This window comes from Oceanospirillum sp., from assembly GCF_048265165.1.
Taxonomy (GTDB): Bacteria; Pseudomonadota; Gammaproteobacteria; order Pseudomonadales; family Halomonadaceae; genus Oceanospirillum.
The window spans coordinates 188,013-205,408 of sequence record NZ_JBLXCD010000001.1; the positions used below are offsets into that span (position 1 = coordinate 188,013).

The following is a 17,396-nucleotide window of genomic DNA, read 5'->3' on the forward strand; positions in this document are numbered from 1 at the left end:
AGTGACTTATCTGTGTCGGTTTAAAGCATCAGGCTGATCACGGCGGTCAGTTTTTCCAGCCAGTGTTGGTCGGTCTCATCAAAACTATTCAGCTGATCACTGTCGATATCCAGTACCCAGGCCACGCCGCCGCGATGAAAAATCGGCAGAACAATCTCTGATTTAGACTCACTGGCACAGGCAATATGACCGGGAAACTCATCCACATTAGGGACAATCAGTGTTTTTCGCTGCTCAAGAACAGCCCCGCAGACACCTTTGCCTTTAGGGATGCGTGTACAGGCAACAGGGCCTTGGAAAGGGCCTAATACCAGCATATCCGGGGTCTTTGCCCGATAAAAACCAACCCAGAAAAATCCCATCGCCTGCTTGAGCGCCGCACTGATATTCGCAAGATTTGCGATGACATCGTCTTCGGCACTGACCAGAGCTTCAATTTGTGGTAACAGGCTTTGGTACTTTTGGGCTTTATTTCCTTCGATTATGGAGATCTGTTCTGACATATACGGTTGAATCCTTACTTGCGGTGGTATCTTAAGCCCTTAATTACGTGCTGCCTGGTAAAGAAATTCAGATGTCTAATCTAAGGTCTTAAGATTAAAGTCGTAGAAAAAACTGAATACAGAATAGTGTTTGCTGCGTATATCGACAAGTAGGTATCTGAGAATCAAAGGTTGAATGAGGCTGTTATATGCGACTGATAAGTCACTGTTTTGTAAACCGGGCACCCGGTTTTTCCGGTGTTTTCCCAAGGGTGTTCACTTTTATTGTAAGTCTGCTGATGGCAGCTATGGTGGCTGAACGTGCTCAGGCTGAGTCTTCATTACGCTTTACACCGGATCAGATTATAGGCTGGCAGGCAAAAGAGTTTGAAGGTCACACCGCATATCAGCTGAAACAGGTATCGGAAAATAACGTTGTACAGGCCCTGAGTCAGGGGACGGCTTCGGGTTTGTTTTATGAAACAGAGATTGATCTGAATAAAACGCCCTATCTGAGCTGGCGCTGGAAGGTCACTCAGTTGCCGGAGCTGGGAGATGAAAAGATCAAGTCCGGCGATGACTTTGCCGCCCGGGTTTATATTGTCGTCAATGACGGCTGGACATTTCTCAGTACCAAAGCGATCAGTTATGTCTGGTCTGCGAAATCCCCGGAGGGTGATGAGTGGGCGAACCCTTTTACCGGAAGTAGTGCGATGATGGTTTCAGTCAGGCAGCAGGAAGCCGGTGAGGGCTGGTACACTGAAAAACGCAACCTGAAAGCAGACCTGAAACGTCTGTTTGGTAAAGAGATTGAAACCGTTAAAGCTGTGGCGATTATGACGGATACCGACAACTCTCAAAGCTCAGCAGAAGCCTGGTACGGTGATCTGGTGTTTTCTGCTCAATGATCTGACCTTGCTGTTTTGGTTGACCGGCAATATCGGGAGCAGTAGCGTACCTGCTCCCAATCTTTTGCCCATTTCTTGCGCCACTTAAAGTTGCGGTTACAAGTCAGGCAGGTCTTCTCCGGCAGAAAATTTTTCCTATGGCCTTTCATCTACACCTCCTGAAAAAAGCCGATTCAGACGGCCTCGCCCTTGTCCAGCTTGCCGAGAAAGCTGTCGGCCTGCATACGGATCGCTCCGATCTGGTTCTCGCTCATGCGCTCCAGATTTTTGTAAACCAGTGCCATGCGGGGGTTGCCTTTTAATGCCTGACGGTTACGGTCGAGAAAACGCCAGTACAGATAGTTAAACGGACAGGCGTTACTACCGGTTTTCTCCTTCACTTTATAATGGCAATGTTTGCAATAATCCGACATGCGATTGATATAGGCTCCGCCTGCAGCATAGGGCTTACTGGCCAGATAACCCGCGTCGGCAAACAGAATCATGCCGGAAACATTGGGCAGCTCGACCCATTCAATCGCATCGGCGTATACCAGTAGATACCAGTCGTTCACTTCTTTGGGGGACAGGCCGGAGAGCAGGGCAAAATTACCCAGTACCATTAAGCGCTGAATATGATGGGCGTAGGCGTGTTCTTTGGTTTGCTGCACGCACTGGCTGATACAGTTCATGCGGGTTTTCCCGCTCCAGTAAAACTCTGGCAGGGCACGATCTGCCTGCAGAAAGTTCTCATGCTTGTAATTGGGCATCTTCAGCCAGTAAAGGCCGCGCACAAACTCCCGCCAGCCCAGAATCTGTCGGATAAAGCCTTCAACGGCACTCAACGGTGCTTTGTCCTCCTGCCAGGCTTTTTCAGCTGCCCGAATCGCTTCCATCGGGCTTAATAATCCAATATTCAGGTAGAGGCCGATGTGACTGTGAAACAGCCAGGGCTGATCCTGCTTCATGGCGTCCTGGTAGTCGCCAAACAGAGGCAGGCGCTGCTCAATAAAGTGACTCAGTACCTGCAGTGCCTGCGTCCGGGTGACCGCATAATGGAAGTCTGCCAGTGCCCCAAAGTTTGAAGGAAATCTCTCGCCAACCATTTTGATGACCTGGCGGGTAATGGCATCGGGCTTGAAGCCCAGTGGCATGGGTGGTGTCAGATTCGCAGGCAGTGCCTTCCTGTTGTCCTTATCATAATTCCATTGGCCACCGACCGGTGCCCCATCTTGCATCAGAATATTGAGGTTTTTGCGTATTTGACGATAGAAAAGCTCCATACGCAGCTGTTTGCGCCCTTTTGCCCAGTCCGAAAACTGCTTTTGGGTGGTCAGAAAGCGGTGATCCGGGCGTATCTCCAGAGGTATTTTCAGTACAGCTTTAAGTTGTTTTAACTGTTGAAGTACGCGGTATTCTCCGGGATGTGTCACCACAATCTTTTTAAAAGAGGGCATACCGGCAGAGGGTGTGTTGAGTACTCTTTCTATGGCATCTGAAAAGCTGTCTAACGCCTCATCTAGATTGAAGTAATGGACGTTGACACCCTTTCTTTGCAATTGCTGAGCAAAGTGGCGCATGGCTGACAGGAAAAATACGAGTTTCTTTTTGTGGTGCGGAACATAAGTCGTTTCTTCAACCAGTTCGCACATCAGCACACAGTCGTCAGTAGGGTTGAGATCCTGCAGGCTGGTGATGTTTTCGCTGAGTTGGTCACCGAGTATCAGTCTTAGTGTTGCCACGGCATACCTCCTGGGCTGTTTCGACGTGTTATTTCTACGCAATCGATGCCTGTATGGTTCTTTGGCTGGGCTTTCAGGCATAATAGCAACAATTTTAAGCGTTTGATTTTTAACGGGGATGATCTTGGAACTACTCAATATTGATTGCCTGGGACAGCCGTTGCGGCTGGAGGCCTCTATGGCGGGTTGGCAGGTGCTTTACTGGGGCGGCCAGCCTGTTGCAGGTAAAAATGCCGACGGTAACGCAGAAGGGGATTTTAACCTGAGTTTTCAGCTGACGGATGGCCGTACTGGTGAAACAATTCCCTGTGAGCTTCGTTTTTCACTGGGTTGGCAGCCGTTTCATTTTGATTATCAACTGAAAATTGCCGATGAGCTTCTGACCGATGGTGAGCGCACGGTAAAAGATATTGAGCGCCAGCAGCCGGTGGTTGAGCCTAAAGTACCCCGCCAGTTCAGCATGGTAGGGCTGTTATCTCTGGGCATGAAGCTGCTGAAAAGCGCTAAGGTGATTAAGGTTGTGTTGGCGGGTGCCAGTCTGGCGGCCTATTCCTGGCTGTTTTCGCTGGAGTTTGCCCTGAGCCTGATCGCCTGTCTTGTGGTGCATGAATACGGCCATATCCGGGCGATGCAGCACTTTGGTATGAAAACCAAAGGGATCTATCTGATTCCGTTTATGGGTGGTCTGGCCCTGGGGGATGCCAAAATCAATACCCGCTGGCAGGATGTGGTGATCTCGCTGATGGGGCCATTCTTTGGCTTGGGTATGTCGCTGCTGGCACTGATCGCCTATTGGATCACCGGTAATATTTTCTTTGCCGGTATCGCCGCCTTTAACAGCTTGCTGAACCTGTTTAACCTACTGCCGATTCTGCCACTGGATGGCGGCCATGTGCTGAAAAGTATCAGTTTCTCCATGAACTCCATTGCCGGGTTGCTGCTGTGTGGTGCCGGAGCGGGTCTGGGGGTTCTGATCAGTTACAGCTTTGGCCTGGCCCTGCTGGGTTTTCTGCTATTGATCGGCACCGGTGAAATCTTTTTTGAATGGAAGCAGCGTCACCAAAGCCATCTGCTGCCGCTGGATCGTTACGGTCAGATCTTCTCTGCCATCTGGTATGTGGTGACCGTGGCGGGCTTCTGCGCGGTGATGATCTATTTGGCGGGTACAGGGGATGATCTGCTGGCGCTGCCGCTCAAAATTCTGAATTCATAGACTGTTACGGTTCCAGCTAGGGCAGTGTCGCTATTTTCTCTTCCGACAGGAAGTGACGCTGTCTGATCCATTACGTAAACTGTTTATATGACCCCGTTTTGAGTAAAACAGATGGCCTACGAACCACCTTTTTCGATCTCAGCAACTACGCTCAATCTGATCGCTTCAATCAGTGAGCAGTTAGGGCGTCTGTCTGCTTTGACTGAACAGGCACAGGCATTGCGATTACGCCGTGCAAATCAGATCCGCACAATTCAGGGTTCATTGGCCATTGAAGGTAACACCCTTACGGTTGAACAGATAACAGCAGTGTTAGAAGGTAAGCCGGTTATAGCGCCTCAGAAAGAAGTGCAGGAAGTTAAGAATGCATTGGCGGTCTATGAGCGGTTTGAGCATTGGCTACCTGGTCGGGAAGCGGACATGCTGGAAGCCCATCGTATTCTGATGATGGGGTTGGTCGATGGCGAGGGGAACTACCGAAGCGGCGGTGTTGGCGTGATGAGTGGCTCAGAGGTGGTGCATATGGCACCTCCGGCTAATCAGGTGCCAAGATTGATGTCAGATCTGTTTGATTGGCTTGGCTGTACGGAACATCATCCACTGATCGCCAGTGTTGTTTTTCACTACGAGTTTGAGTTTATTCACCCCTTTGCAGATGGTAACGGGCGTATGGGGCGCTTGTGGCAAAGTCTGATTCTGGCTTGTTGGAATCCACTGTTTGCTAACCTGCCAATTGAGAGCCTTGTGCATCAGCATCAGGCTGAATACTATCAGGCGATTGGCCGAAGTACTCAGCTAACGGACGGCGCTCCGTTTATTGAGTTTATGCTGCAGGTGATCGATGAAACCCTGAAAGAGCAGCTGAACCCGCAAGTTACCCCGCAAGTTACCCCGCAAGTTACCCCGCAAGTTGTACTTGATATTCTGTCGCGTTACTCAGGGCTTGATAATTACTGCCTGAAGCCACGTTCTCGGCAGGAACTGCAGGATTTCTGCGGTTTAAAAGACAGGGAGAACTTCCGGAAAAGTGTGCTTAAACCCTTGTTAGATGCGGGTTGGCTGTATTTGGAGATCCCTGATAAGCCAAGAAGCTCCAAGCAACGGTATTATTGCCTGTAGTCGAGCAGGAGGATAGTTATGCAGCAACCCATCACCGGCTACCATACCGACGACGAAGGCCATTGGGTGGCTCAGCTGGCCTGCGGCCATAATCAACATGTACGCCACAATCCGCCCTGGCAGGAACGTCCCTGGGTGATAACACCGGAAGGGCGCAAAGATATGTTAGGCTCACGACTTGAGTGTAAAAAATGTGATCAGGGCGCGCCTATGGATGAGCGCCCCTGAATCTTCTTGATTTTCCAGCCCTACGGGCTCTCCATTCATATTAATAACAGGGAGTGTTTATGTCTGAACCTCTTCAAACGGCATCCATTCAGGAGCTGGACAGCAAACTCCAGCAAACCTTTGGTTTTCCCGATTTTCGCGGTGGTCAGCAGCAGACCGTTGAGCAGTTGTTAGCCGGACATTCGTCGCTGGCGATCTTTCCCACCGGTTCCGGTAAGTCCCTCTGTTATCAGTTTACGGCGCTGCAGCTGCCCCATCTGACCCTGGTGGTGTCGCCGCTGCTGGCGTTGATGAAGGATCAGCTGGAATTTCTGCACAGCAAAGGCATTGCTGCGGCCAGTATTGATTCCACCCTGACTAACGAAGAGCATCAGCAGGTGGTGCAGGATGCCCGTTCCGGTCGGCTGAAAATTCTGATGGTGTCGGTGGAGCGTTTTAAGAATGAGCGCTTCCGGCAGTTTATCGAATCCGTGCCCATCTCTATGCTGGTGGTGGATGAAGCACACTGTATCTCCGAGTGGGGGCACAATTTCCGGCCCGATTATCTGAAACTGCCGGAGTACCGCAATCAGCTGAATATTCCTTTGGTGCTGCTGTTGACCGCCACCGCCACCCGTCGGGTGAAAAAGGATATGGCGCTCAAATTCGGTATCGCACCGGAACATGTGGTGCAGACCGGCTTCTACCGCCCCAATCTGGATCTTAGTGTGCTGCCGTTGCAATCCGGCCAGCAGCCGAAAGCGGCGCTGAAGCAGGTGATCGACCAGCAGCAGGGCGATGGCATCGTCTACGTCACCCTGCAACACACCGCCGAGGATGTGGCTACTTATCTAAGCCAGCAGGGCATCAACGCCACCGCCTATCATGCCGGACTGCCCAATGAGCAGCGGGAACAGATTCAGGCCGACTTTATGGCGGGTAAGATTCGGGTTGTGGTGGCCACCATCGCCTTTGGTATGGGCATCGACAAGTCCGATATCCGCTTTGTGGTGCACTATGATCTGCCGAAATCGATCGAGAACTACAGTCAGGAGATCGGCCGTGCCGGGCGGGACGGTCAGCCGTCAAACTGCATCACCCTGGCCAGCCTTGATGGCGTACCCGTGCTGGAAAACTTTGTTTATGGTGATACACCGCTGCGCTCCGATATTCAGCGCCTGATTCAGGCGATCGAGGAGGAGAGCTTTGTCGCCGGCAGCTCGGCCTCCCACTGGGAGGTGCAGCTTTATAGCCTTGCCAATCAGACCAATATTCGCCAGCTGCCGTTGAAAACCCTGCTGGTACAGCTGGAACTGATGGGCATCCTGGAGCCGTTACGCAGCTATTTTGCCGAGTACAAATATAAGTTTTTGGCTGATCAGGATACGATTCTGGCGAAGTTCTCCGGCGAACGTGTACCTTTTCTGCAGGCGGTATTTGCGCATACGGCATTTAAAAAGACCTGGGGTGTGCCGGACTTTGATCGTCTTTATCAGGCCTATGGTGCAGGTGCCGAGCGCCACAGAGTCATTGCCGCTTTGGACTATCTCCATGAGCAGGGCTTGATTGAGCTGTCCGCTTCTAAGATGACCGAGGTGTTTCGGGTGGATATGACCCGCCTGAAAAACGATGACCCCGCCGCCAAGCTCCATGCCTACGTGACGGAGAAAGAGCAGAAGGAGATTGAACGGATCGGTGCACTGATCCGCTTCTTCCAGCTGGATCGCTGCCTGACCCATAATCTGTCCCGCTACTTTGATGAGAACTCCAGCCCCAACGCCTGCGGCCACTGCTCTGTCTGTCGCGGGCAGGTGGCTCAGCTGACCTATGTTCAGGAGCCACACTTTCCGGATCAGGGGCAACTTAAAGCCCATGTTGCCGCCTTCCTGCAGAAGTTAGAGGCAGACAGCCCGTTGGAACTGACCGAGGAAGAAAAGCGCACCTTAAGTGCCCGCTTCTTAGCAGGTTTAACTCAGCCTGTGTTTACCAAAATCAAAGCCCGGCAGATTAACGGTTTTGGCAGCTGTGAGTTGCTCCGGTATCGGGATATTGAAACGCTGGTTAACAACTATTAGGTCAAGGCCCGTTTGGTTTTATGGGTGGCCTCTGCGGTTAACGGGTCTTCCGGCCAGGGATGCTTAGGGTATCGGCCTCGCATCTCTTTGCGTACTTCCGGGTACACCTCCCGCCAGAAGGTCGCCAGGTTCGAGGTCACTGCCAATGGCCGACCTGCCGGTGAGAGAAGGTGTATGCTCACCGGTACGCCTGCAATCGCCGGGACATTTTCGGTACCGAACATCTCCTGTAGTTTGGTGCTTACGGTGGGTGGGTTCTGGTTGTAATCAATCGTTACCCAACGGCCAGAGGCGACTTGCAGTGCGGGCGGCACCAGCGTGTCCAGCGCCTGCTGTTGTGGCCAGCTGAGCAGGCTTTTCAGCATGTCACTGACCGGCAGCTGCTGCCACTGGCGCTGATGATTGACGCCGCTCAGAAACGGCACCAGCCAATCCTCTGTAGAATCCAACAGCCCCTGATCGGACAGGTCCGGCCAGGATTCATCCTTCTGATCCCCACCGTTCAGGCGCAGAAACTCAATGCGCTGGCGCAGTCGGATATCCGCTTCCTGCCAGGGTAGGGCATCGATGCCTTGCTGCTGAAGACGCAGAATGCCCGCCTGATTCAGGGCGGCCTGATCCGGTTTATCACCCGGTTTCTCATCCAGCACCAGCTGACCCAGGCGGGTTTGTACGCTGTTAATCAGCCGATCCCCCTGCCAGTGACAAAACGGCTGCTGCACGATCTGATCGGATAAGTGAGTAGTTACTGTTTTTTTATCCAGTATTAGCCATAGCGTTAGGGTTTCCCGGCTGTCCTGACTGAAAGAGCGGGCGTGCAGGGCGATCACAAACTCCGGTTGCTGATGGCTGTTCAGCAGCGCCTGACGGCCATTGCTCAGTTTGTAGATTCCGGCATCACCTTTGCCTTGTGCAGGGCTATTAGTGGCGTTTTGCTTTAAACCCACCTGTTTTTTACCCACCCTATCCGGATAAGCATGACACAGTCCTTCAATCATCAGATCGGTAAAGTCGGCGTTCTGCAGCTGGGCTATCAGGCTGGCGGCGGGCTTCCGGGCGGTGCTTAACAGGGGGAGTAAGTCTTCACTGTTTTTATATACAGTATTCGTGTTTGTGTCAGAACGTGGATGCTGGGTGACCAGCTGCTGGCTCTCTTTCAACAGACGAGCCGCCCCCTGTTCGATCCGTTTACACAGGGCTTTATTGGCCGGATCGCGGGACTGGATCAGCTGCTCGCAGGCGGCTAGCAGCTCGTTCTCCGGCAGGTGTGCGCCCTCCTGCAGCAGGCTGAAGATAAAGGCACTGGCCGCCAGCTGATCGGCGTTAAGGTTGTTGGCGCTCTGATCCGCCGCTTTTAACAGGCTGAGCCAGCCGCGCCCCAAGTGTGCAGACAGCACCAGTTCACGGGAGGCTTGACCGAATTCCGTCAGCTGCAGACTGCCGCCACCCTGAGCCGCTTCCACCAGTTTCAGCTGTTGCAGGCGGGTCAGGGCGCTTTGCCAGCGCGCCTTGGGTGGCGGTGTTACCCAATCAAACTCCTGGGGATCATCCGACCCCCACTGAATCAGCTGCAGAGCCAGCTCCGACAGATCCTGCCGGTTGATCTCAGGTTCTGGCTGGGCAGACAGGGCCCCCTGCTGATCTTCACTCCAGCAGCGGAACGCCGTACCCTCCTGAGTACGACCGGCACGACCGGCCCGCTGTTTGGCTTCGGCACGGGTGACAGATCGGGTGTGCAGACGCACCACACCGGCTTCTTTATCAAAACGCGCCTCACGGGCAAGGCCGGAATCGATGACTAAGGTGATGCCGTCGATGGTGAGACTGGTTTCAGCGATGGCGGTGGCGAGAATACAGCGGCGCATACCCTTTTGCGCCGGAGCGATGGCCGCCTGCTGTTCCGCCAGTTTCTGCTGACCGTGCAGCTGGCGCAGGTCGATACCGGCCTGCTGACAGGGGGCAGAGAGGGCTTCGGTCACCCGGTTGATCTCGCCGACACCGGGCAGAAAGCAGAGGATATCGCCGGCGTGTTCTCTGTCCCCAGAACCGATGATCTCCAGGCAAGTATCAATCGTCGATTGCACCCGCTCGGAGACCGGCACGCTGGTGCGGTTATAGCGGTATTCCAGCGGAAAGGTGCGACCCTCACAGAAGAGAATCGGCACCTGTAACGCGGCTTCCAGCGCCTCCTGAGCCAGGGTAGCCGACATCACCAGCAGCCCCGCCGGATTATCATCCCGATAGAGCTGGTTCATCTGACGGCAGAGCGCCAGAATCAGATCGCTGTCCACGGTGCGCTCGTGAAACTCATCCAGAATCACCAGGCTTACGCCCTCTAAGGTCGGGTCGTGCTGCAACATGCGCAGCAGCACACCGGAGGTCACCAGCTCCAGCCGGGTATGGCGGCTCACCTTATGGTCGCCCTTGACCCGATAACCGATACTGTCACCCACCGATTCCCCGATCAGCCCCGCCATATAAGAGGCCGCCGCCTGCGCCGCCACCCGACGGGGCGCGGTCATAATGATCTTTCCGTTCCGGAATGCCGGGTGCTGCATCAGCGCGATAGGCAGGCGGGTGGTCTTACCGGCACCGGGTTCCGCCGACAGCAATGCCAGCTCCTGTGAGTGCAGCTGAGCGACCAACTCCGGCACCTGCGCCAGAATCGGCAGGTCGGTTTCAGTGGATGATGGATGGTTAGCGGATGAAGCAGGGGATCTCATGGGTAAAGCACCGGTAGCAAAGCGTTAAAAACAGGGGGCTAAGGATACCGGTTTGGCAGTTAGAGGGAAATTAACCGATACTTTTCAGGCACGGGAAAAACATAATCCAGGAAGGATGACTTATGCCTATTATCAGTCGGTTTTACGGAATCTTGATCGCGATGTACTTTAACGATCACAATCCGCCTCATTTTCATGCGAAGTATTCAGGTCAAGAGGCGTTATTCGCTTTCGATGGAACCATTCTTGAGGGACAATTGCCTAAAAGGGCGACCAGTTTTGTTCAGGAATGGCTTGTTATCCATAAAGATGAGCTGGAAGAGAATTGGCGGAGAGCCAGAGATGGTGAGCCCTTGATGAATATTGAACCCTTGGAGTAGATTATGCTGCACGTTACATCGGCCAAGTATTTATCCGGTTATAAGATTTGGGTTGCCTTTGATGATCACACCTCCGGTGAGGTTGATCTGGAAGGCGTGCTCAAAGGTTCGGTGTTTGAACCCCTCAAAGATATCGGCACGTTTCAGCAGTTGGCGGTTGATCCTGAGCTGGAAACCGTTGTCTGGCCGAATGGGGCAGATTTAGCGCCGGAGTTTCTGAAAGAGCTTCAGTTAAAGCAGAGCCAAGCGGTTCAGTAATCTAGGTAGTACCAGCTAGCTCCGTTCGGTTATAAGGAAATCAATATGTCTATATGCAAACTTTGTCTGAAAGAATCTAAGCTTAGGAAGTCACATATTATTCCAGAGTTTGCATATAGATCCTTGTACTCCTCGTCAGAAAAATACTCAAACGATGGTCGTTTTTTTAAGATATCGATGGATAGAGATATTGATCGTAAAGATAGTAAGCAAAAAGGATATAGTGAATATCTTTTGTGCCAGCGTTGCGAGTCGCTATTTTCTTCCTGGGAAAGAGAGCTAAGAAATTTTTTCGCGTGTGTTCAAAAAAGAAAAGGTAACACAAAGATTTCGATTGAAACTCAATGCGATCTAGGAAAAAGAAAGCTCCACAAGATTTCAGGATTAAATTATCGTTTTGTTAAATTAGGGCTTTTATCCATCTTATGGAGGCTAAGTCTGAGTAAGGTAGAGCATTTTTTAGATTATGATCTTGGCCCTGTCCATCAGGAAAAAGTTAGAAGGATACTGGATAACTCAGAATACCTCCTAGAAAATGAATACTGGACGGCTATTACAGTCGGAACAATGGAGCATGACGCTCATTTAGGATTTCAAAGTTTTCATAAGAAAAAAAGGATTTTAGGTCAGCGATTTCAACTTTATACGATATGTGCGACAACGATTTATATTAGGGTTGCCAGCAATTCGGATAAATTACCTGATGGATTAAAAAACTTCGGCCTAAGAGAGGATGGAACGGTTTTAGTCTTGGAAACAGATTTAGCAGACTCTATCGTTAAAAATAAAAGCACACTTGATCGCCTTAATAGGCCTGATGTTGTTAAAATGTTCGGTGACGTTTATAAATACTTTAAGAAATAATGCTCTTGGGGAGGGTGTTCATAGTTCTGTGTCACCTATTTACTTACAGATCTACCTCGCTGCCGAGGTGAGCGGCAATCCTCATTCGGTATGTTGTTTCCCGCCATAAATTTAGCCTCCTGCTGATATTCCTGTAAAATACCGCACCTTGCTTTAACAGCTCTGAAGGTACTATGGAAACTCACGCGCTCGTTACTTTAGAAAATATCCTGCACGCTGCTTTGTCAGCTCCACCCACCGAAGTTCGTCGTTTATTTCACGGGCGTGGTCGCTGTTATGAGGGGCTGGAACAGATGACCGTTGACTGGCTGCAGGGGCAGGTGTTGGTGTGTCTGTTTAAGGAGCCTTCCGAGGAGTTTCTGACAGAGCTTCAGGCGCTGCTGGCCCGCTGGACAGAAAGTGATCTCTGGCAAAAAAGCGGTGCAACGTCACTGCTGCTACAGCACCGGGCGCGGGAAGGTGTGCCTATGGAGCTGCTGTGGGGCACCCACAACGAACAGCAGGATGTCACCGAAAGCAGCCTTAAATACCGGCTGGATCTGGGCGGTAAGCAGAACAACGGTCTGTTTTTTGATATGCGTTTGGGGCGTGACTGGGTACGGGCGCAGGCCGGTCAAAAACGGGTGTTAAATCTGTTTTCCTATACCTGTGGTTTCTCTGTGGCGGCGATAGCAGGCGGTGCGGACCATGTGGTGAATCTTGATATGGCCAAAGCGGCGTTAAACCGGGGGCGGGAAAATCACCGTTTAAACGGCCATGATCTGAAAAACGTCACCTTTATGGGGCACGACCTGTTTAAGTCCTGGGGCAAGGTGCGTAAGTACGGCCCTTATGATCTGGTGATTATTGATCCGCCCAGCTTTCAGAAGGGGAGTTTTGCTCTGACGAAAGATTATCGCAAAATTCTCCGCCGTTTGCCGGAGCTGCTTACTGAGTCCGGTCAGGTGCTGGCCTGTGTTAATGATCCGGCGGTTACTTCACAATTTCTGATTGAGGGGATGGCGGAAGAGTCCCCTGAGGTGACCTTTGATTACCGGTTGGATAATCCGCCGGAGTTTCAGGATATTGACCCTGAAGGGGGCTTAAAAGCCCTGGTGTTTAGCCGCAAACCCTGAGCGTTATATCGCTGCCTCCCACCATCCTTGAATAGCCATCCGGCCGGTTTCGGCTGACTATTCAGGAGGCTGTTTCTGGGTTGGCTTGGTTTACAGGCTTTGGTTGTTGGCCGGTGTTACTGGCTTCTGGCCAGAACTCTCCGAGCCAGAGGTTCCACCACGTCGCGGCCGTGGACACGTATGCCATCATGTTGCCATTCTGGGTGTAGCCACACATTTGCGCCGTTAATCGCGGCAGCGGTTTTCAGGGATTCACCCATATCAACATAATAATCCTGTTGGTAGACGATACACTCCACCGGTACAGTGTTCTTCGCCAGTTGCTCAAGGTCGTACAGTTTCGGCCAGTCACCTTTGGCGGCCAGTAACTCGGCCACGGCTTTAAAGCCCTGCAGCTGGCCGTAATCCTCTAACATATCCGGGCGCACGGTTTCGCCATAAAAACTCACGCCCAGCTGAGCTTCACCGGTCGGGGATTCCGATTCATTCAACAGTCGAGCCGGATTAAACCCACCGTGGCGCTGCATTGCGCCTTCTGCCGCCCAGTTGCTGGCGGCTTGCTCGCAATAGATCGCTTCGTGCAGTAGCACATAAAGCGGATTGGTCTCATAACTGGCCTGCTGACGGATCTGCTCAATAAAGCCATAGCGCAGCTGAGACTCACCGGAACCCACTACAAACGGGTTATCCAGCAGGGCGTGAACCTGAGAGAAACCCGAGGTGGTGCCCAGCAACATGCCCAGATCAAGGAAACGGCGGGCGGTCATCACGCCATCACGACCCAGTGGGTAAGGGGAAGCCTCTAACAGCTCAACAATACGCTGCACCTTGGCGATATCTTCCGGATAGGCTCGGTAATACGCCTGACTGCGCTGATAGACAGTCTTCACCAACAGATCATAGATGGCGGGGGCATCCGCCAGCAGTATCGGCGGCAGGCCACCGCAGATCATCACACCTGCCAGCGCATCCGGCTGTACGCTCAGGTAGTGGCAGCTGATAAAACCACCAAAACTTTGTCCCAGCAGATACCACTGAGCACTGCCAAATTCACGGCAGCGCAGCTGTTCCAGATCCCGCACGATATTGTCGGCCCGAAACTGGCTGATATAGGTCAGCTGATCTTCGGGATCGGGCAGAGACTCGTACAGTTCCGGGCCGATACTGTGACTGCGACCTGTACCGCGCTGATCCATCAGCACCACTCGGAAATGATCCAGCATAAAATCCAGCCATGGGATGCTGAAGGGATCTTTCGGTGCTTCAAAACCGGGACCGCCCTGTAAAAATACACAGACCGGTGCGTCGGTGTGGCGGGTGATTTCACGGGCAAACAGGTTGATCGGTTGACCTTCCGGCTGGCTGTAATCCAGCGGAACGCTCAGATGAATATCCCGGATGATAAAAAGATTAGGCATGAAATGTCCTTGCTGTCGGTGGTCTGACGGTTTCGGAAAAAGTTATGACTGACGATTACCGGGTAGCTTAAACGAAATACGCCCGTCAGGAGAGTCGCTGGTCGGGGCAATACGAATTTTTTTAAGTAAAAGAAGTCCTTGGGTGTTATGTAAGGTCTGTCCACCATCTATACCGATAACCCTTTTCGCTTTTACTGGACGGGTCAGGCAGGGAAGGTTTAGTCTCAGGGGAGGCTTGCTTACTTTTTCCGGGAGATTTAATGGTTATGAACGATGTTGCTACGGCTTTGTCCTTGGAGTCGCAGAAAGACCATGCTGAGTTATCAGATGTTTTGACTCAGCAACGTATGGCGTTCAGGCAGTCCGGGCAGGAGGATTATCGTCAGCGTTGTCAGCACCTGAAGAGCCTGAAGCGCCTGCTGCTGGAGAATCAGTCGGATATTATAGCGGCGATCAACCGGGATTACGGTAACCGCTCGTACCACGAAACCCTGATTGCAGAAGTGATTACTGTGGTGAGTGATATCGATCATACCCTGAAACATCTGAAAAAATGGATGCGGGTACAACGGCGCGGCATCGATATGATGCTTTATCCGGGGGCGAAGAATCGTGTTATTCCTCAGGCAGTGGGTGTTGTGGGCTTAATTATCCCCTGGAATTTTCCTCTGAATCTGGGGTTTTCAGGCCTGACGGCGGCTTTTGCGGCGGGCAACCGCGCTATGGTCAAGATGTCGGAGAACTCTGTACATTTCAGTGAGCTATTGATTCAGTTGGCACCGGATTATTTTTCTGCGGATAAACTCCGGTTTTTCACAGAAACCGGAAATGTCGGTGTGGCATTTTCCAGGCTCCCATTTGATCACCTGATGTTCACCGGTTCCGGACAGACAGGCCGTAAAGTGATGGCGGCTGCGGCTGAAAACCTGACACCGGTAACGTTAGAGCTGGGAGGGAAGTCCCCGGCGGTGATCGATCCTGAATACCCTCTGGCGAAGGCGGTAGAGCGCCTGATGTTTGTGAAACAGTTTAACGCCGGACAGATCTGCACCACGGTGGATTATGTTTTTGTCCATGGGGGCCAGCTAAACGCTTTTGTCGCCGAGGTGAAACGCTGGGTCGGTCAACATTGCCCTGATATTCACAGCATAGATTACACCTCAGTGATTGATGACCGAGCTTTTCAGCGTTTGCTGGATATGCTGGCGGATGCCCGGGATAAGGGGGCTGAGGTGATCAATCTGACTGGGCAGGAGCCTGATGCCGCCAGTCGTAAGCTGCCGCTGACCCTGGTACTGAACTCAACGGATGAGATGGTCATCGAGCAGCGGGAAACCTTCGGTCCGATTCTGATGGTGAAGACCTATACCGATCCGCAGGACGTGATCGATTATGTGAATGACAGGGATCGACCATTGGCGCTGTATCCTTTCAGTAATAATAAGCCACTGGTGAATCGTTATATTGGCAATATTCTGTCTGGTGGTGTTTCTGTGAATGATGCCTTGTTCCATGTGGGGCAGCATGATTTGCCTTTCGGAGGTATTGGCGGCAGTGGCATGGGGCATTATCACGGTTATGAAGGCTTTCTGACCTTCTCGAAACTACGACCTGTTTTCTATCAGTCTGCGTTTTCACCCATGAAATATCTGATGCCGCCTTACGGAAAAACCGCTGATCGTATGCTGGGGCTGATCGCTAAGCTCAAACTTTAGACCCTGTTCGAGGTATGGGATGAGTCGCCGAGTCATCGGATGACTCCGCAATGACAGTAAAATACGACGGGTACAGTAAAACCCTGCTGGGCCTAACGCTCGCTGGCAGCTGTGAGTGCTCAGCAAGTTCTGCTTACTATCAACAACCTCTAACTGCTATCAACAGGCTCAGGCTGTAATCAACAGGTTCTGATTAGGGGTTGCTATGGCAGCGTTTTAATTCACTGATCAACTCTTTGATGAGTGGTGTTAAAACTGCATTCTTCAGCGTTATCAGCATCACAGGGATCTCATAATGGTACTGCTCTGGCAAAATCGCTTTTAGCTGACCCTTTTCGACCCATTGATTCGCATAGTGCTCTGGCAGATAGCCGATAAACCGGCCAGACAGCACCATATGTGCAATGCCCTGATCATGGTAAGCCGTGGCGGTATTCTGATAATTTAGCCCGTCATTTCTGGTTTCTTTATCTCTCTGATAGTGGCTGGAGACAATTTCAGCTTCTTGCAGCAAGGCTTCACGGGCATCATCATCGCAATTAAACAACGGATGCCCTTTAGAGCAATACAAGTAGTTCACTTCGTCCTGTAACGGGTAGTAGTCCAGCCCACGAATAGGATGACGACTCACACCCAGCCCCACCATAGAACGCCCGCTGATAACCGATGTTTCGACCTCTCTTGCTTCACACACGTTGATTTCAAACTGAATGGAATCGCTTTTATCTCTGAGTGCTGCGATCGCTTTTGAGATTCCACAACGCGGATCGTTAACCAGGTTATCAATCGAGGCGATGGTGACACGGCCTGTCAGCTCATTTTTGGAACTGGCAACGGTCGCCGCAAAAGCTTCGCACTGCCTGAGCAGTTCCAGACTGGCCTGATAGGTGACACGTCCGGGTTCTGTTATCTCAAAACCACTACGTCCACGTTTGCATAACGTCAGGCCCAGCCGGATCTCCAGGTCAGACAGATGGGAGCTGATGGTTGATCGCCCGATGTTTAACCTTGATTCAGCTGCCGATAAACCGCCGGATTCAACAATTGCGACAAAGATTCTTAAGAGTTTTAAGTCGACATCATGGATCTGCATATAAGAATTTCTCCGGCTGCGATGCAGCGCTCATTCTTTGTTTGATAACTTTTGTTCGATAAAACAGGAATAATGATCAGATATTCTTTATCTATAAAACATAAG

Annotated in this window: 16 protein-coding genes; 10 read left to right on the forward strand and 6 right to left on the reverse strand. The window is 51.7% G+C overall.

The annotated features are described in order from the left end of the window. Positions 1-20 precede the first annotated feature (20 nt). Positions 21-503: a GAF domain-containing protein gene (locus ACN0R8_RS00810; RefSeq protein WP_078319920.1), complete on the reverse strand. Its 483-nt coding sequence runs from the start codon at positions 501-503 to the stop codon at positions 21-23. Between the two features lie 188 nt (positions 504-691). On the opposite strand from ACN0R8_RS00810, the gene ACN0R8_RS00815 reads away from it, so the two are divergent. Then, the gene (locus ACN0R8_RS00815) at positions 692-1,390 is read left to right on the forward strand and encodes a DUF3047 domain-containing protein (protein WP_417594107.1); all 699 of its coding nucleotides are present in this window, start codon (positions 692-694) and stop codon (positions 1,388-1,390) included. On the opposite strand, the gene ACN0R8_RS00820 is transcribed toward ACN0R8_RS00815, so the two are convergent. Together ACN0R8_RS00820 and ACN0R8_RS00825 are read right to left on the reverse strand one after the other, a co-directional pair. Further along, complete coding sequence (locus ACN0R8_RS00820) at positions 1,384-1,539, reverse strand: DUF2256 domain-containing protein (protein ID WP_417594109.1); 156 nt, start codon at positions 1,537-1,539, stop codon at positions 1,384-1,386. The two genes, ACN0R8_RS00815 and ACN0R8_RS00820, sit on opposite strands and share 7 nt — an antisense overlap. A gap of 24 nt (positions 1,540-1,563) precedes the next feature. After that, complete coding sequence (locus ACN0R8_RS00825) at positions 1,564-3,111, reverse strand: cryptochrome/photolyase family protein (RefSeq protein WP_417594111.1); 1,548 nt, start codon at positions 3,109-3,111, stop codon at positions 1,564-1,566. A 118-nt stretch (positions 3,112-3,229) separates the two neighbouring features. Between ACN0R8_RS00825 and ACN0R8_RS00830 the strand changes: the two genes are divergently transcribed. From ACN0R8_RS00830 to ACN0R8_RS00845, 4 genes are all read left to right on the forward strand, one after another. Beyond that, entirely contained in the window at positions 3,230-4,324 is a 1,095-nt protein-coding gene (locus ACN0R8_RS00830) for a site-2 protease family protein (RefSeq protein WP_417594113.1), read from the forward strand. A gap of 111 nt (positions 4,325-4,435) precedes the next feature. Next, positions 4,436-5,443, forward strand: a complete 1,008-nt coding sequence (locus tag ACN0R8_RS00835; RefSeq protein WP_417594115.1) for a Fic family protein — start codon at positions 4,436-4,438, stop codon at positions 5,441-5,443. An 18-nt stretch (positions 5,444-5,461) separates the two neighbouring features. Next, the gene (locus ACN0R8_RS00840; protein ID WP_078319925.1) at positions 5,462-5,671 is read left to right on the forward strand and encodes a DUF3565 domain-containing protein; all 210 of its coding nucleotides are present in this window, start codon (positions 5,462-5,464) and stop codon (positions 5,669-5,671) included. Between the two features lie 59 nt (positions 5,672-5,730). Next, a complete protein-coding gene (locus ACN0R8_RS00845) occupies positions 5,731-7,725 on the forward strand; it encodes a RecQ family ATP-dependent DNA helicase (protein WP_417594118.1) in 1,995 nt (664 codons plus the stop codon). Here ACN0R8_RS00845 and hrpB read toward each other — a convergent pair. Further along, complete coding sequence (gene hrpB, locus ACN0R8_RS00850; RefSeq protein WP_417594120.1) at positions 7,722-10,448, reverse strand: ATP-dependent helicase HrpB; 2,727 nt, start codon at positions 10,446-10,448, stop codon at positions 7,722-7,724. The two genes, ACN0R8_RS00845 and hrpB, sit on opposite strands and share 4 nt — an antisense overlap. 122 nt (positions 10,449-10,570) lie before the next feature. Here hrpB and ACN0R8_RS00855 point away from each other — a divergent pair, with 122 nt between their 5' ends. The 4 genes from ACN0R8_RS00855 to ACN0R8_RS00870 all read left to right on the forward strand — a co-directional run bounded on the left by ACN0R8_RS00855 (position 10,571) and on the right by ACN0R8_RS00870 (position 13,065). Next, entirely contained in the window at positions 10,571-10,828 is a 258-nt protein-coding gene (locus ACN0R8_RS00855) for a DUF4160 domain-containing protein (protein WP_417594122.1), read from the forward strand. Between the two features lie 3 nt (positions 10,829-10,831). Then, the gene (locus tag ACN0R8_RS00860; protein ID WP_417594124.1) at positions 10,832-11,086 is read left to right on the forward strand and encodes a DUF2442 domain-containing protein; all 255 of its coding nucleotides are present in this window, start codon (positions 10,832-10,834) and stop codon (positions 11,084-11,086) included. A 177-nt stretch (positions 11,087-11,263) separates the two neighbouring features. Further along, positions 11,264-11,950: a hypothetical protein gene (locus ACN0R8_RS00865; protein WP_417594126.1), complete on the forward strand. Its 687-nt coding sequence runs from the start codon at positions 11,264-11,266 to the stop codon at positions 11,948-11,950. A 173-nt stretch (positions 11,951-12,123) separates the two neighbouring features. Next, positions 12,124-13,065: a class I SAM-dependent methyltransferase gene (locus ACN0R8_RS00870; RefSeq protein WP_417594128.1), complete on the forward strand. Its 942-nt coding sequence runs from the start codon at positions 12,124-12,126 to the stop codon at positions 13,063-13,065. Positions 13,066-13,181: 116 nt separating this feature from the next. Here the strand turns inward: ACN0R8_RS00870 and ACN0R8_RS00875 are convergent, their stop codons facing one another. Beyond that, on the reverse strand, positions 13,182-14,483 hold the full coding sequence (locus ACN0R8_RS00875) for an alpha/beta fold hydrolase (protein ID WP_417594130.1): 1,302 nt from the start codon (positions 14,481-14,483) through the stop codon (positions 13,182-13,184). A 260-nt stretch (positions 14,484-14,743) separates the two neighbouring features. Between ACN0R8_RS00875 and ACN0R8_RS00880 the strand changes: the two genes are divergently transcribed. Next, complete coding sequence (locus ACN0R8_RS00880; protein ID WP_417594132.1) at positions 14,744-16,198, forward strand: coniferyl aldehyde dehydrogenase; 1,455 nt, start codon at positions 14,744-14,746, stop codon at positions 16,196-16,198. Positions 16,199-16,391: 193 nt separating this feature from the next. Here ACN0R8_RS00880 and ACN0R8_RS00885 read toward each other — a convergent pair whose 3' ends face one another. Next, positions 16,392-17,291 carry a LysR family transcriptional regulator gene (locus ACN0R8_RS00885; RefSeq protein WP_417594134.1) on the reverse strand — a complete coding sequence of 300 codons (900 nt, stop codon included), beginning with the start codon at positions 17,289-17,291 and terminating at the stop codon, positions 16,392-16,394. Positions 17,292-17,396 lie beyond the last annotated feature (105 nt).

Bases quoted from the DNA above. Each gene is read 5' to 3' on its own strand.
- ACN0R8_RS00810 (WP_078319920.1), bottom strand. From the start codon at position 503: ATGTCAGAACAGATCTCCATAATCGAAGGAAATAAAGCCCAAAAGTAC.
- ACN0R8_RS00815 (WP_417594107.1), top strand. From the start codon at position 692: ATGCGACTGATAAGTCACTGTTTTGTAAACCGGGCACCCGGTTTTTCC.
- ACN0R8_RS00820 (WP_417594109.1), bottom strand. From the start codon at position 1,539: ATGAAAGGCCATAGGAAAAATTTTCTGCCGGAGAAGACCTGCCTGACT.
- ACN0R8_RS00830 (WP_417594113.1), top strand. From the start codon at position 3,230: ATGATCTTGGAACTACTCAATATTGATTGCCTGGGACAGCCGTTGCGG.
- ACN0R8_RS00835 (WP_417594115.1), top strand. From the start codon at position 4,436: ATGGCCTACGAACCACCTTTTTCGATCTCAGCAACTACGCTCAATCTG.
- ACN0R8_RS00840 (WP_078319925.1), top strand. From the start codon at position 5,462: ATGCAGCAACCCATCACCGGCTACCATACCGACGACGAAGGCCATTGG.
- ACN0R8_RS00845 (WP_417594118.1), top strand. From the start codon at position 5,731: ATGTCTGAACCTCTTCAAACGGCATCCATTCAGGAGCTGGACAGCAAA.
- hrpB (WP_417594120.1), bottom strand. From the start codon at position 10,448: ATGAGATCCCCTGCTTCATCCGCTAACCATCCATCATCCACTGAAACC.
- ACN0R8_RS00855 (WP_417594122.1), top strand. From the start codon at position 10,571: ATGCCTATTATCAGTCGGTTTTACGGAATCTTGATCGCGATGTACTTT.
- ACN0R8_RS00860 (WP_417594124.1), top strand. From the start codon at position 10,832: ATGCTGCACGTTACATCGGCCAAGTATTTATCCGGTTATAAGATTTGG.
- ACN0R8_RS00865 (WP_417594126.1), top strand. From the start codon at position 11,264: ATGGATAGAGATATTGATCGTAAAGATAGTAAGCAAAAAGGATATAGT.
- ACN0R8_RS00870 (WP_417594128.1), top strand. From the start codon at position 12,124: ATGGAAACTCACGCGCTCGTTACTTTAGAAAATATCCTGCACGCTGCT.
- ACN0R8_RS00875 (WP_417594130.1), bottom strand. From the start codon at position 14,483: ATGCCTAATCTTTTTATCATCCGGGATATTCATCTGAGCGTTCCGCTG.
- ACN0R8_RS00880 (WP_417594132.1), top strand. From the start codon at position 14,744: ATGGTTATGAACGATGTTGCTACGGCTTTGTCCTTGGAGTCGCAGAAA.
- ACN0R8_RS00885 (WP_417594134.1), bottom strand. From the start codon at position 17,291: ATGCAGATCCATGATGTCGACTTAAAACTCTTAAGAATCTTTGTCGCA.